The following is a 13,179-nucleotide window of genomic DNA, read 5'->3' on the forward strand; positions in this document are numbered from 1 at the left end:
TATGTTGCAGACTCAAAAGGGTTCCCCTTTGGGGGAGCTGCGCAGATGCGAGCCGCTTGATGTCGCAGAAGGCGGAAAGCGGACTCGACAGGTCGTCGTTGGCACTGACCTGAGAGATGTTGCAGGCTGCGAGACCCATAAACCGCCGGCGCTGAGGGCACATGCAGACCGATAACGACCCCTTGGAGCACCTCTGGTTCCTAAACACGCACGTCATCGTTCGCATCCGCCACACTGACGGGACGGACGGCCTGTCGGTACTCGAGCATCGCGTCCCGTACGGGGATTCGCCGCCACTCCACGTCCACCGTAACGAGGACGAGGTTTTCCACGTGCTTGAGGGAGAGCTCCGCTTTCTCGCCGGCGCCCGGGATCTCCGCGCCTATGCAGGCGATAGCGTCCTCACACTGAAGGGCGTCCCGCACACCTACCGGGCCGAGTCGCAAGGCGGAGCGCGTTTCCTGACGATTGTGCGGGGCGGCGACTTCGAAGGCCTCGTCCGCGCGCTCGGCCGACCCGCCGAACGGGACGGCCTGCCCGACGCCGCGGGGCCACCCTCGCCCGAGCAGGCCGAAGCTCTCGCCCAGGCCTGCCTTCGCCATGGTGTCGAGTTGGTTGGGCCGCCCCTGAGTTAGCGGGCACGGACAACCTGCCCCTTCCCACGCTTTCTGCCACAGTGCTGGCGTTCCCGATTGGTCTTGCTTGGGATGATCCTATGGCAAGACCCCAGCGGGTAGGCTTCTGGCTGCTGGTAGCCATTGCGGCAAGCCTCTGTTCACACGCGGTAAGCGCGCGTTATCGGACACAACGACAGTTTGGGTGAGAGCTTTCGACAGATCTTGGGAACGCGTGCCCGCCACCGCGTTTACTTATCGAAATGGTGAGGAGCTGGGGCCATGCTGCCACCGGGGTTGCAGTGGATGCTGAATGCAGTTGATGCCTTCATGCGCGCCCTGCTGTTCCTCTTCCTGTTCATCTTCATTGCTACCGCTTGGCGACAAGTCTTTGGCTGAGTGAATCTCTTGGGCGCTTCCGGCCAGCCGAAGGTGGAGCTCGAGCTGGCCGTTGGCCCCCGCACGGATCTCCACCACATCGGCCAGCACCACCGGCTGCGCTGCCGCGGCTGCGGCCGGGCGCCGTAGTCACGGCACCGCAGCCGGGCCAGCGCATCCGACACCATGATGCCGGGCCGCGCCTCGGTAATCGGTGCGACCGGAGAGCTACGTGACGGGCGACAAAATCTACTGCGTCTATGTTGCATTGAACGAGCAGATGATCCGCGAACATGCCCAGTGTGGCGGCTTCCCTACGAGTCGGATCAGCAAGGTTGAGCGGATAATCGCCCCGACTACGGCGGAAGCAACTGCATAGACGATAGGGCGCGCCGCCTCCGTGCCGCGCGCCCCGCCATCCCACTCGCTTCTGTTCTGAAGCGGGCCTTTAGAGGAACCAATCCCCGTTCGAGCCATGGCCGTCAAAAGCATTTCTCAGGTGCGCAAGCGCCGAAGCACCCTGTCCGTCGTCCAGAGGTTGGATCACACCAGACGCTACCGGCAAAACAAGCTTGTACTCCGCCGTGCCATCGACCTCACCAGGAGTGCCTGCGCCAACGGCACCGACTGACATTCCGTGGAGGACAATCTCGTACTCCTGCAGGTCCGCGAAGTCATTGATCACATCACCTGCCGCATGGCCGCCGTGATCCGTATCTCCCTGATCAGTGTGCAGGTGGTAGGTCTCCGAGAAAAAGATCGAGCCGCTTGGAGCGGTCGGAAACCCCTCCAGCCCACTGCCTTGCGGAGAGGTGAGATTCAGAAGGATGCCGCCGTAGAAGGGCAGTCCCTCGGCCAGCTCGATGAATCCATCACCATCGGTATCGGCAGAGGGCGGCGGAGTAACGGCTTGTGTTCCGTCCTCTCCGTGGATGTGCTGCAGGTGAACCTGATTAGGCTCGAGCCCTGTTGCGGCAATGACAACGGTCAAGGTGTCATCGAAGGGATCATTGGGCGTGTTGCCGTCATTTACGATGAGCAGGGCCCCACCGCTCACGCCTGAATCATTCAGTGTTTCGAACTTGGTGAAGTAGAACTGGTCGCCGTCCTGAAAGCTTTGGACCAATCCTCCAAGCCCGTTTCCGCCTGTCTCCGCGCCGCTATCCGAGGCGGGCGGCTTCCCCCCGGTTCCCTGTGATTTTTTGGCCATTCTGCGTCTCCATTCTAGGGAGCAACCTTCGTATCGAGGCGGCACCGGCACGTGTCCGGTACTACCGGTACGTTGGGATGTGCCGACTGGACGCGTCACCGCCATCACGAACCCTCGAGAACTCGCCACGGTCTGGTAATAGAGCCGACAAGCGCCTCGCCGGCGTCGGGCATTGCGTCTCGAACTGGAAGTCCGCGAAGTCCGCCAGCGGGCGCGGCATGGCGGCGCGGCCGGCAACAAGGTTGGGGTGGTCGTAAAGCTGCCCGCCGGGCTTGTCCGGCATCAGGCGGGTGGCCGGCGGTCCTGCGCCATCGCCGCAAGGTCCGATTCCACCCGCTCCAGCGTCATCACCAAGCCTACCAGCAGGTTTGCCGCCTCCGCAGCTTCGGCGGGCGTCAGGTCCTGGTGCCGCTGCAATTCCATGCGCAACCGCAATAGGCCTGGCGGGGTCCGAGCCTTCGGGTAGGCGAGGAGCAGCTTCGGGTCACTCATAGCTTGTCTCTGTATTACGCGCGCGGCCAGCGGCCCCCCTCCGCCGCCGCTGCCATGCGCGCCTCTATCCGGGTCAACGTCGCCCGCATGTCCGCCGTGTCCGCTAGCATCCGGTCCATCTTGCACTCCATGCCGGACAGCCTGCCCGCCATGCGAACCAGTGTGTCCGCCGCCTCCGTCTCCTGGGCCAGGGTCATGCCCATGCGCTGAAACTCCGCGCGCAACTGCGCCATCTCCGCCGGGGTCAGGCCACGGTCTATGTCTTCCGCCGTCATGCCCCGCGCTCCGGCGTCGTCACCACATTGCCGCCGGCCAGCACGTGCGCCATCACCAGCTTGTTCGTGCCGGATAGCAGCACCGCCGCCATCGCGTTCACCGCCGCGTCCCACTCCGTCTCCGCCAGCACCAACAGCGCCTTCGATGCCACCGACGCACGCATCTCCGACGAAGCCTCCGGCAGCGCCGCCGCGATGCTGGTCGCCACGGATTGCATGACCAACTGGCCGGCATCCGAAGGCGAGCCGGTCGCGGCGATGCGCCACGCCTCGCGCTCTAGCGTCTGGTGAAAAGCCTCGCGGTCCTCGGGATCAACCATGGCTGTCCTCCGCCTCACGGCAGGCGCACCGCTCCGCGCCCGGGGTAGAGAACCAGGAAACGCCACAGGAAGGAATCCGTACTAGAGAGGGCGCACAGGCGGCCGGCATCGCCGGCACAGACAACCTGATGTCTACTCGGTTCAACTCTGAATCAGGCTCTGAGACAGTGAGAGCCTGTTTCGGAATGCGTCCGAGATGAAATCCTTGGTGCTTGGCGAAGCTTCGGACAGTACGATGCGCCGGGTGCCGTGACGCCTGCGGGCTGCCGGCGCCTGTCCAAGGAAGCCAGAACACGGGAGGTCAACGGTGCCGAAATTCATCATAGAGCGAGAGATGGCCGGTGTCGGAGCGGCATCCGCTCAGGACATGCAGGGCGCAGCAAAGACGTCCTGCGACGTGCTTCGCGCGATGGGGCCGGATATTCAATGGGTTGAGAGCTACGTGACGGGCGACAAAATCTACTGCGTCTATGTTGCCCCGAACGAAGAGATGATCCGCGAGCACGCCCAGCGTGGCGGCTTCCCTGCAGACCGGATCAGCAAAGTTGAGCGGATGATCGACCCGACCACCGCGGAAGCAATCGCATAGGCGATGTGAGCAGGGGCGCGCCTGGTCACGTACCGCGCGCCCCTCGATTCCACTCGCTCTCGTTTTGAAGCAGGCTCTGAGACCGACCAAGGCAGGCTTCGCCTCACCCACGGTAAGCCGGACATACGCAGGATTCCGACGGTCTTCCACCAGCAAGAGCCCTCCCGCTTATCCGGAGTGTAGCGACCTGCTCAATCTGCGGGGCGCACGCTGGTGGCCAGCGTCCACTCGTCTGCCCGTGCGGTATGCTGCAATCCAGCTTTCACCCCCCACAGGTTCACCTGATGGTGCATGGGCACGAGGCCAACGTCGCGCATCGCGATCTCTGTCGCGCGGATGAAGATCTGCCGGCGCTGCTCGTCATCCAGGGTCGCCAGCCCCTGCTCGACCAGGCGATCCACCTCCGGGTTCGAATAGCGCGATCGGTTCGAGGCGCCCCGCCCGGTCGCACGGTCATAGGTCGCCAGCAGGGAGCCGAGCGGCGAGGACGGCTCCGCCGTATCGATGCCCCAGCCGCCGAAGAGCATGGAGTAGTCCTGCCGGCTCGCGGCGGTGATCCAGGTGGCGAATGGCAGCGCCTGCACCTCCGTCTGGATGCCGATGCGCGTCAGCATCTGGCCGATGGCCTGGCAGATGCGTTCGTCATTCACGTAGCGGTTGTTCGAGCAGTGGATGGTCAGGTTGAAGCCATTCGGAAAACCCGCCTCCGCCAGCAGGCGCCGCGCAGCCGCCGGATCATGCGGAGGTGCCGGCAGCGTTGGCGTCCAGCCGAACCAGTCGCGTGGCATCACTTGGCCCGTCGCCTCTGCCGCGCCATCCATGACACGGGAGACGATCGCCTCCCGGTTCATGGCCAGGCTCACCGCCTGGCGCACGCGCAGATCGCGGAACGGGTTCTGCGTCATCGGCTGGCCTTGCCGGTCGCGCACGAAGGGGGAGGCGCGCTCCAAATGATCGACGAAGACATACATGTTGCGGTTGGAGACGGCGCGGCTGACGCGGAAGCGCGTATCCCGCTCAACACGGGCAATATCGCTGGTCGGCAGCGCGTCGATCAGGTCGACATCGCCGGACAGCAGCGCCGCGACACGGGATGCCGCGCTGCGCATGAAGCGCGTGGTCACGGTGCCCCACGGCTGCGCGCCGCCCCAGTAATCCTGATTGCGCTGCATCACGATGCTCTCGCCCTGCCGCCACGACACGAAGCGATAGGGGCCGGTGCCGATCATCGCCTTGCCGCTGTTGTAGTCCGCGGTGCTCGCGCCCTCGCCATGCTTGCGGGAGACGATGCCGAAGGTGCTGAGGTAGACCGGCATCAGCGGGAAGACGCTGTTGGTACGGAAACGGATGGTGTGCGGGTCCACCACCGTGGTCTCGGCGATCTGGCGCAGATACAGCCCGAAGGAGGACGGGCTGTTCGGTACGGACGGCGCGCGCCCGACGGTGAAAGCCACGTCATCGGCGGTGAAGGGCGACCCATCGTGCCAGGTCACGCCCTGCCGCAGCTTGAACTCCCAGGTGGTGTCGTCGATCGCGCGCCAGGACACGGCGAGGCCCGGCTGGAGCCGCTGCTGCGCATCCTGAAGGATCAGCGGGTCGAAGAAATGCGCGGCAACGGCCTTGTTCGGCGCGAGGTTGTGGAAATGCGGATCGGTCGAGGTGATATCCGCCTCCACCGCAATGCGCAGCTCGGGCGCCGCCTGCGCCCTGGGGCTGGCGCCCAGCGGGTGCAGGGACAGAAGCAGGGCACAGGCGGCCAGAAGGCTGCGGCGTGGGCGGGGTGCGGACATCCTCGGGTTCCTCCTCGATGATGGGACTGATCAGCCGGATGGCATGCGCAGCATCTCGCGCGCCTCCTCCGGCGTCGCGACCTCTCGCGCCATGTCGCGCGACATGCGGGCGATGCGGTGCACGATGTCGGCGTTGGTCGGGCAGCCGAGTTCCGGGTAGTGGTAGTCGCCCAGCCCCGGCGCAACATGGCCGCCTTCCGCAATCGCCATGGCGGCGCAGGGGAAGATGTTGGCGTGCTTGGTGCAGACCGCCCACTGAATGCTCTCGTCACGGGGAATCGCGTGCAGGAAGGCGGCGAGGCCGGCCGGCGTCGCCTCATGCCCCGCCAGCCGGCCGCCGCCGCAGAGCGGAATCTTCGCCAGCGCCGGGTTGTCCAGAAGCCCCATCTCGATGAAGGCGGCCGTGGCGCGCATGAAGGCCACCGTCCAGACGCCGACGCTGGGCTTCACGCCCAGCTCCTTCATGGTGCGGGCGAAGAACATGCAGCTTTCGATGCTGTTCTGGTAGACCTTGTCCGTCGTCTCCCAGCGCTTCTCGGCCGGGTTGTAGCGGTCCATGTTGGTGCTGCCGATGTCGATCGTCGCAATGTCCGGCTTCGAGGCCGCAACATGCTTCACGCGATCCTCCGCCTCGCCCTCCAGATAAACATTGCCCAGCGTGGTGTGGATCAGGACGTCGCTGCGCGCGCGGATTTCCTTCGTGATCTCGGCGTAGAGCTCCGGGCTGTGGCTGCGCTCCCCATTCGGGCCGCGCGCGTGGACATGGACAATGGAGGCGCCGGCCTCCCGGCACCGCGCGGCGTCCTCGGCGATCTCGCGCGGCGAATAGGGGATGTGCGGGTTGGGCCCGCGCTTCTCCCACTCGTTCAGGCGCACATTGATGATGAGCTTCTTCGTCATGGTCACCTCGAAGATCAAGCAAGCGGCATGCCGCGGAGGGATCAGGCACGAATCCCGAGCATGGCGCGGGTCTCGGCCGGCGTTGCCGGCTCCCGTCCGAAGCCGCGCGCCAGGCCGGCAAAGAAGCGGACCAACTCCGCATTGGTGGGGCAGCCGAGTTCCGGATAGGGATAGTCGCCGATGCCGGGCGACAGGTGCCCACCGCGCTCCAGCGCGACCGCGGCGGCCGGCAGCAGGTTTCCCTCCTTGCAGGTCACCGTCCATTCGATGCGGCGACCGGGCGGCAACACGTCGAGGAAGGCGAGCGTGCTGGCGATGGTGCAGGGATGCCCGCCGACGATGCCGCCCTCGCAGAAGGCGAACTGCACATAGGCGGGCTCCTGGAACACGCCCATGTCCATCAGCGCATCCGCCGCTCGAAGAAAGGGAATGGCCCAGCAGGTCAGGTGCGGCTTGACGCCCACCTTGTCCATCTCCGACGCCAGGTACATGCAGGTGGACATGGTGTTAACATAGGTTTTGTCGGTGGTGGTGAAGCGCTTCGCCTGCGCGTCGTACACATCGATATTGGTGCTGCCGACATCGATCGCCGCCATGTCCGCCCGGTTGGCCGGACCACCCTGCATGCGTGCGATATGCGCGGCGCGCGCGGCATCGCCCTTGATGGTGTTCTGGCCCAGCGTGCAGTCGATCAGGATGTCGCTGCGCGCGCGGATGGCGCGGATGATCTCAAGATACATCTCCGGATCATGGCTTGGCGAGCCATCGGGATTGCGGGCGTGGAAATGCACGATGGAAGCACCTTCCGCCGCGCAGGCCGCCGCGGTTTCCGCGATCTCGTTCGGCGTGAAGGGGATGTGCGGGTTGCGGTCGCGCGGCGCATATTCGTTGATGCGCGCCATGATGATGACCTTCTTGGCCATGTGCGGATTTCCTTTCCTTCAGGGCCTTCAGGCCGCAGCGATGCCGGCGAGGACCGCACGCGCGGCCAGGTCCTCGCGTCCCGCGCGCATCTCCTCAATGGTGCCGTAGGCGAGCATGTAGTGGCCGCCGTAGCCGGCGTTCTCGATCAGCGCGAAGGTCGCCTCGAAATCCACCGTGCCGTCGCCCGGCTTCAGGTGTTCCTCCTTGCCGCCGCGATTGTCGGCCAGGCGCACTTCCTCCAGCCGAGCCGGGCCGAAAGCCTCAAAGAAACCCGTGATGCCGACCGGCAGCATGTGGGCGTGGTTGGCCGTGAAGGTCCAACCGATGGCAGCAGGGTCAAGCCGGTCGAAGTAGTGGCGGCATTCCGCGATATCGCAGGCGAGGTAGCGCACCTCGGCATCGGCGGGCTCCGGGTTCATGTTCTCCAGCAACAGCCGGACGCCGCGCGACCGGGCGTAGTCGCCCAGCCATTGCAGTCGCTCGATACCCTTCGCCATGCGGCGTTCATAGTCGCCGGTGAAATGGAAGCCGCCATGCATGACGATCCAGCCGGCGCCGAGCGGGCCTGCCAGGTCGATGTAGCGTCGCAGATACTCATCCACCGCCTCGCTGAGAAAGGGCGCGGTCTCGGCCGAATTGACCGCCGAAAGCGTGTGCAGCCCGAGCTGAATGCCGGCCGCTTCGGTTGATCTGCGGACACCGGCGATGCGCGCGGCATCGAAGCTGGCGAAGACATTGCCGGTATCGCCAAGGCGGACGTCGATGACGCGGACGCCGGATGCGGCGGACCAGGAAACGGCGTCCTCGATCGGCAGCCGGGCGCCAAAGTCGATCCCGATGCGGTCCCTGAACCCTGCCACGATACCCCCTCCCACGAGGTGATTGTCAACGATCCGGAGCAAAGCGCCGGTCGCACGGCTCTGTCAATGCAGTAATGCCCGGTAAATCGGCGCGGTTCGCACGGAAATTACACTGATGAAGCGCGAATGCAGCACCAGTGCGATCGTGGTTGTTGACAAAGCCTTGTAATGGGATTGCGATGCCGCGAGAGGCCCGCAGGGGCACACCAGGCCGGAGACCCGCGTGAGCGACCCGCACGACACCCCGCTACCCGTTGCGCCGCTGGACCCTGGAGCCCCCGCGCGGCGCATCGCCTATGACCCAGCCAGGCCTCTGGCGCGCCCGTTCGTGCCGAACGCCGCCGCGTTCCGCACGGGCCGCAGTTCGCCGCGCGCGTTCCTCGACGAGCGGATTGCCACGATCGAACGGGATGAACCGGCCATTGCCGCCTTCGTCACGCAGGACCTGGATGCCGCGCGGCGTGCGGCGGATGCGTCCAGTGTCCGCTGGCGCGCGGGGCAGCCGCTTTCGCCGGTGGACGGCATGCCACTGGTGGTCAAGGACATGATCGAGACCATCGACCTGCCGACGCAGATGAACAGCCCGATCTTCCGGGGCTTCCAGGCGCAGCGCGATGCCGCCTGCGTCCGGGCACTTCGCGAGGCAGGTGCGGTGGTGCTGGGCAAGACCGTGACCACCGAATTCGCCTGCGGCAATTCAGGGCCGACGCGAAATCCCTATGACAGCAGCCGTACGCCTGGCGGATCATCCTCGGGCTCCGCCGCGGCGGTCGGGGCAGGCATGGCCTCGCTTGGCCTCGGCACGCAGACGCACGGCTCCACCATCCGGCCCGCTGGCTATTGCGGTGCCTACGCGCTCAAGTCCACGCATGGCGCGCTGCACATCGGCGGGCTCGTACCACTGGCCCCGACGCTGGACCATCTTGGCGTGATCGGTGCCAGCCTCGAGGACGTCTGGGCCGGTGCCCGCGCCATCGCCCGCTTCGCCGGCGGCACCCCGCCGCAATCCGCGCTTGCCGGGCCGGAGGAGGCTCCGCCGGCGCGCGCGCCGCGGACGCTGGTGCGGCTGGACACGCTCGGCTGGGCGGAAACGCCAGCCTCCTCGCAGGCCGCCTTCGAGGGCGCCATCGATGCGCTGGCACGCAGCGGCGTGCGCATCCTGACGGCCGGCAACGACTCCGCGACCGCGGCGCTGGAGCAGGCGCTGCGGGAGATCAACGAATTCGCCAACGACCTACTGGCCTGGGAAGCGCAGTGGCCGCTGCGGGCCTATCGCGCCCACGGCGCCGGCATGGTCGGCGAACGCATCCACAACCTGCTGGCGCGCGCCGAAGGCATGGATGAGGCGCGCTACGCCCGAGCGCTGGCGGATCGCGCGACGCTGCGCGCACGGCTTGCGGATTTCGTAAGGCGAACCGACGGCTTCGTAATGCTCTGCTCCTCCGGCCCCGCCATTCAGGACCACGCGTTCACGGGATCGCGCAGCTATGCGCTGCCCTGGACCCTGTTCGGTGCGCCCGCTTTCGCGCTGCCGCTGCTGATGGCGGAGGAATTGCCCCTGGGCCTGCAGGTCGGCGGCTTCGCCTGGCAGGATGCGGACACTTGCGCCATCGCCGCGTGGGTCCGCGACACGCTGCTGCCACATGTCTGACAGAGGAGTGAAGACCATGCGTCGCCGACACCTGCTGGCCAGCCTCCCCGCCCTGCTCGCAAGCCCCGCCGTGCTGGCGCAGGGCAGCTTCCCGAACCGGCCGATCCGCTTTCTTGTCGGCTTCCCGCCTGGCGGCACGACGGATATCGCGGCGCGGCTGATGGCGCCCAAGATGCAGGCGCAGCTTGGCCAGCCGGTGGTGGTGGAGAACCGCGCCGGCGCGCATGGCAACATCGCCTCGGAGCATGTCGTCCGCTCGCCGCCGGATGGGCACACCATCCTGATGGGCACGATCGGCGGCCTGTCGATCAACCCGATCATGTACGGCAACCTCAGCTTCGACCCGCTGGTCGACCTCGTACCGATCACGCGCGTGGCGATGATCGTCAACGTGCTCGCCATCCCGATGGACCGCCCCTGGCGCAGCGTGCAGGACGTGATCGCCGCCGCGAAGCAGCAGCCACTGAACTACGGATCCTCCGGCTCCGGCGGCGCCGGGCATCTGGCGGGCGAGCAGCTCAACCTGATGGCGGGGGTGCGGAACGTGCACGTGCCCTATCGCGGCGGTGCGCCGCTGGTGACGGACCTGGTGACCGGGCACGTCGATTTCGCCTTCACCCCGGCCTCCGGCGCCAAGGCGCTGGCCGAAAGTGGCCGGCTGCGCATGCTGGCGGTCTCCACCAAGGCGCGCAGTCCACTCCTACCGGACATTGCCGCGGTGTCGGAGACGCCCGGCCTCGGTGAGTTCGACATGCAGGACTGGAGCGGACTGATGGCGCCGCGCGGCCTGCCTGAACCTGTCCTGTCGGCACTGCACGGCGCAGCCACCGCGGCCCTGCGGGATCCCGAACTGGTCGCAGCACTCGGCGCGCGCGCCATCCAGGCGACGCCCTCCTCGCCGGAGGAGTTGGGCGCCTTCATCAGGGCGGAGACGGCGAAGTGGGCGCCGATCGTGCGGGCTTCCGGCGCAACGCCGGGCTAACCGATGCTTGAAGTGATTGCGCTGAGGCAGTAGCAGCCACCGGAACCAGGGACAGCAGGTCGATGACGGCGCCGAGACTGAACGAGCTTACGGCGACCGAGGTGGCGCATCGCCTGGCACGCGGCGAAACCACCGCTCGTGCCGTCATCGAGGCCTGCCTGGAGCAGGTGGCGCGGCGGGAGGCGGAGGTCATGGCCTTCACGCATCTTGCCGCCGAGGGGGCGCGCGCCGCCGCTGATGCGCTGGACCGGCACGGCGCCACACTGCCGATGGCCGGCGCTGGCCTCGGCGTGAAGGACATCATCGACACGGCGGACATGCCGACCGGCTATGGCTCCCCCATCCACGAGGGACACCAACCTGCCGCGGATGCCGCATGCGTCGCGTTGGCGCGCAGGTCTGGCGCCATCGTGCTGGGTAAGACGGTAACGACCGAGTTTGCCAATATCCACCCCGGGCCAACGCGCAACCCGCACGATCCCACGCGTACGCCCGGGGGCTCCTCCTCCGGGTCCGCCGCCGCCGTCGCCGCGATGATGCTGCCGTTGGCGCTGGGCACGCAGACCACCTCCTCAACGATTCGCCCGGCCTCCTTCTGTGGCGTGCTGGGCTTCGTGCCGAGCCTGGGTGAAATCCCGCTCTCGGGCGTGCGCACCGCAGCGCAGTCCTTCGACCGCATTGGCATCTTCGCGCGCTCCGTCGCCGATATCGCCTTGGCCTTCGACGTGCTGCGCGGCCTGCCGGTGGCCGCGGCGCCGCAGCCCCTCGCACCCCGTATCGGCTATTGCCGTGGCCATCTGGCGGAGCGGATGGATGCGGGCACGGCAGAGCGTCTGGACAGGCTGGCACTGCATCTGTCGCAAGCCGGCGCAGACGTTTCGGATGTGACTGTCGGCACGACCTTCCTTCAGCTTTCGCAGACGCATCAGGCCATCTCCAGCTTCGAATTCCTCCGCAACTTCACCTATGAGATCGAGCACCATTGGGCCCGCATCAGCGCCACGCTGCGTGAGGGGCGGATTGCCCATGGTCGCGCCTGCAGCCATTCGGAGTATCGTGCCGCCCTGCAGCAGGCGATGCAGGCGCGCGCCGAGATCGCCAGCCTGTTCGCCGGACGCGATGTGCTGCTGGCAGCAGCCGCTGCCGGAGAGGCGCCGCAAGGCAGTGCGACAGGCGATTTCCAGTTCTGCGCCGTCTGGACGGTACTTGGCCTGCCAGCCCTGTCCCTGCCGCTGATGACTGGGCCGAACGGATTGCCGATCGGGGCACAGCTTCTGGCAAAGCCGGGGGACGAAGCGAGGCTGCTGGCTGCTGCGGAGTGGGTCATGCGTAATGGCATTGGGTGAGGCGCCGGCGCTCAGCCTGGTGCCGCAGACTCATGCCGACCGCGCCTTCGCCAGCATCGAACACGCCATTGTCACAGGCGAGTTCCAGCCCGGTAGCCGGTTGGGGGAGGAGACGCTCGCCGCCCGCTACGGCATCAGCCGCGGGCCGCTGCGAGAGGCGTTGCGGCGGCTCGAAGGCCGCGGCCTGGTGGTGCGGCTGCCGCATGCAGGCGTGCGCGTCGTGGCGCTGGACCGGCAGGACCTGATCGAGTTGTACGAAATTCGCGCCAATCTTGAAGGCTTGGCTTGCCGCCTAGCGGCCCAGCGCACGACGGAGGTTGAAATCGTGGCGCTGGAGGCGCTGCTGCATGCGCACGCCGCGGATGCGCGAGTGCGCACGGGCGAATCCTACTTCCAGGAACATGGCGCCTTCGATTTCCATTTCGCCGTGGCTGCACTCTCGAAATCACGGAGGCTGGAGCAGCTGCTCTGCCACGACTACTATTCACTGACCCGGCTTTTCCGCTTTCACACAAGCCACAAGCCTGACCGGGCGTTGCGGGCCTATGACGATCACCTGCGCATTTGCGCTGCCCTGCGCGACCGGGATGGCGAGTTGGCCGAGATGCTGATGCGCCGGCATGTGGAGGCGGCACGACGGGAACTGGAGGCGATGGGCTTGCCAGGGCGCCAGGCCTAGTTCGTCAGCGTCCATGCCTGCCGCCACATCAGCCTGAGCGTGATCGCCGGCTGCTGGAGGAGCAGGAGGCGTGAATGACGCGACAGAACAGAATCCCAACCATGATCAGCGTTTCTCTCTGTCAATCAGCGCGCTGCGGGATCTCAGCTTGGCACAGCCGCTACGCTAA

The 13,179-nt window shown here is 66.6% G+C and carries 15 protein-coding genes; 7 read left to right on the forward strand and 8 right to left on the reverse strand.

The genetic code is table 11. The features are described from left to right. Positions 1–161: 161 nt before the first annotated feature. Both ACFHPP_RS28850 and ACFHPP_RS28855 read left to right on the forward strand, forming a co-directional pair. Positions 162–635 carry a cupin domain-containing protein gene (locus tag ACFHPP_RS28850; protein ID WP_437166682.1) on the forward strand — a complete coding sequence of 158 codons (474 nt, stop codon included), beginning with the start codon at positions 162–164 and terminating at the stop codon, positions 633–635. Between the two features lie 589 nt (positions 636–1,224). Further along, entirely contained in the window at positions 1,225–1,371 is a 147-nt protein-coding gene (locus tag ACFHPP_RS28855; protein WP_437166683.1) for a nickel-binding protein, read from the forward strand. A 69-nt stretch (positions 1,372–1,440) separates the two neighbouring features. Here the strand turns inward: ACFHPP_RS28855 and ACFHPP_RS28860 are convergent, their stop codons facing one another. The 4 genes from ACFHPP_RS28860 to ACFHPP_RS28875 all read right to left on the reverse strand — a co-directional run bounded on the left by ACFHPP_RS28860 (position 1,441) and on the right by ACFHPP_RS28875 (position 3,289). Beyond that, positions 1,441–2,202 (reverse strand): hypothetical protein, encoded by a 762-nt coding sequence (locus tag ACFHPP_RS28860; protein WP_437166684.1) that lies wholly within the window; start codon positions 2,200–2,202, stop codon positions 1,441–1,443. Between the two features lie 282 nt (positions 2,203–2,484). Continuing rightward, the gene (locus ACFHPP_RS28865) at positions 2,485–2,694 is read right to left on the reverse strand and encodes a hypothetical protein (RefSeq protein WP_437166685.1); all 210 of its coding nucleotides are present in this window, start codon (positions 2,692–2,694) and stop codon (positions 2,485–2,487) included. Positions 2,695–2,708: 14 nt separating this feature from the next. Next, on the reverse strand, positions 2,709–2,969 hold the full coding sequence (locus ACFHPP_RS28870; protein ID WP_437166686.1) for a hypothetical protein: 261 nt from the start codon (positions 2,967–2,969) through the stop codon (positions 2,709–2,711). Next, positions 2,966–3,289 carry a hypothetical protein gene (locus ACFHPP_RS28875; protein ID WP_437166687.1) on the reverse strand — a complete coding sequence of 108 codons (324 nt, stop codon included), beginning with the start codon at positions 3,287–3,289 and terminating at the stop codon, positions 2,966–2,968. Before ACFHPP_RS28875 ends, ACFHPP_RS28870 begins: the two co-directional genes overlap by 4 nt. Positions 3,290–3,596: 307 nt before the next feature. On the opposite strand from ACFHPP_RS28875, the gene ACFHPP_RS28880 reads away from it, so the two are divergent. Beyond that, complete coding sequence (locus ACFHPP_RS28880; RefSeq protein ID WP_437166688.1) at positions 3,597–3,878, forward strand: DUF4242 domain-containing protein; 282 nt, start codon at positions 3,597–3,599, stop codon at positions 3,876–3,878. Between the two features lie 191 nt (positions 3,879–4,069). Here ACFHPP_RS28880 and ACFHPP_RS28885 read toward each other — a convergent pair whose 3' ends face one another. Genes ACFHPP_RS28885 through ACFHPP_RS28900 form a run of 4 tightly spaced genes read right to left on the reverse strand, consistent with a single transcriptional unit; the run spans position 4,070 to position 8,352 of the window. Then, positions 4,070–5,668 carry an ABC transporter substrate-binding protein gene (locus tag ACFHPP_RS28885; protein WP_437166689.1) on the reverse strand — a complete coding sequence of 533 codons (1,599 nt, stop codon included), beginning with the start codon at positions 5,666–5,668 and terminating at the stop codon, positions 4,070–4,072. 30 nt (positions 5,669–5,698) lie between these two features. Further along, on the reverse strand, positions 5,699–6,568 hold the full coding sequence (locus tag ACFHPP_RS28890) for a 3-keto-5-aminohexanoate cleavage protein (protein ID WP_437166690.1): 870 nt from the start codon (positions 6,566–6,568) through the stop codon (positions 5,699–5,701). A 41-nt stretch (positions 6,569–6,609) separates the two neighbouring features. Next, entirely contained in the window at positions 6,610–7,491 is an 882-nt protein-coding gene (locus tag ACFHPP_RS28895) for a 3-keto-5-aminohexanoate cleavage protein (protein WP_437166691.1), read from the reverse strand. A gap of 27 nt (positions 7,492–7,518) precedes the next feature. After that, positions 7,519–8,352, reverse strand: a complete 834-nt coding sequence (locus tag ACFHPP_RS28900) for a sugar phosphate isomerase/epimerase family protein (protein WP_437166692.1) — start codon at positions 8,350–8,352, stop codon at positions 7,519–7,521. Between the two features lie 223 nt (positions 8,353–8,575). Between ACFHPP_RS28900 and ACFHPP_RS28905 the strand changes: the two genes are divergently transcribed. The 4 genes from ACFHPP_RS28905 to ACFHPP_RS28920 all read left to right on the forward strand — a co-directional run bounded on the left by ACFHPP_RS28905 (position 8,576) and on the right by ACFHPP_RS28920 (position 13,010). After that, the gene (locus ACFHPP_RS28905; protein ID WP_437166693.1) at positions 8,576–10,003 is read left to right on the forward strand and encodes an amidase; all 1,428 of its coding nucleotides are present in this window, start codon (positions 8,576–8,578) and stop codon (positions 10,001–10,003) included. Positions 10,004–10,019: 16 nt separating this feature from the next. Continuing rightward, positions 10,020–10,985: a Bug family tripartite tricarboxylate transporter substrate binding protein gene (locus ACFHPP_RS28910; RefSeq protein WP_437166694.1), complete on the forward strand. Its 966-nt coding sequence runs from the start codon at positions 10,020–10,022 to the stop codon at positions 10,983–10,985. A gap of 62 nt (positions 10,986–11,047) precedes the next feature. After that, the gene (locus ACFHPP_RS28915; protein ID WP_437166695.1) at positions 11,048–12,331 is read left to right on the forward strand and encodes an amidase; all 1,284 of its coding nucleotides are present in this window, start codon (positions 11,048–11,050) and stop codon (positions 12,329–12,331) included. Beyond that, a complete protein-coding gene (locus tag ACFHPP_RS28920) occupies positions 12,318–13,010 on the forward strand; it encodes a GntR family transcriptional regulator (RefSeq protein ID WP_437166696.1) in 693 nt (230 codons plus the stop codon). The genes ACFHPP_RS28915 and ACFHPP_RS28920 overlap by 14 nt, the downstream gene beginning before the upstream one ends. The last annotated feature ends 169 nt before the right edge of the window (positions 13,011–13,179 follow it).

This window comes from Falsiroseomonas sp. E2-1-a20 (assembly GCF_051433195.1).
Classification (GTDB): Bacteria; Pseudomonadota; Alphaproteobacteria; order Acetobacterales; family Acetobacteraceae; genus Falsiroseomonas.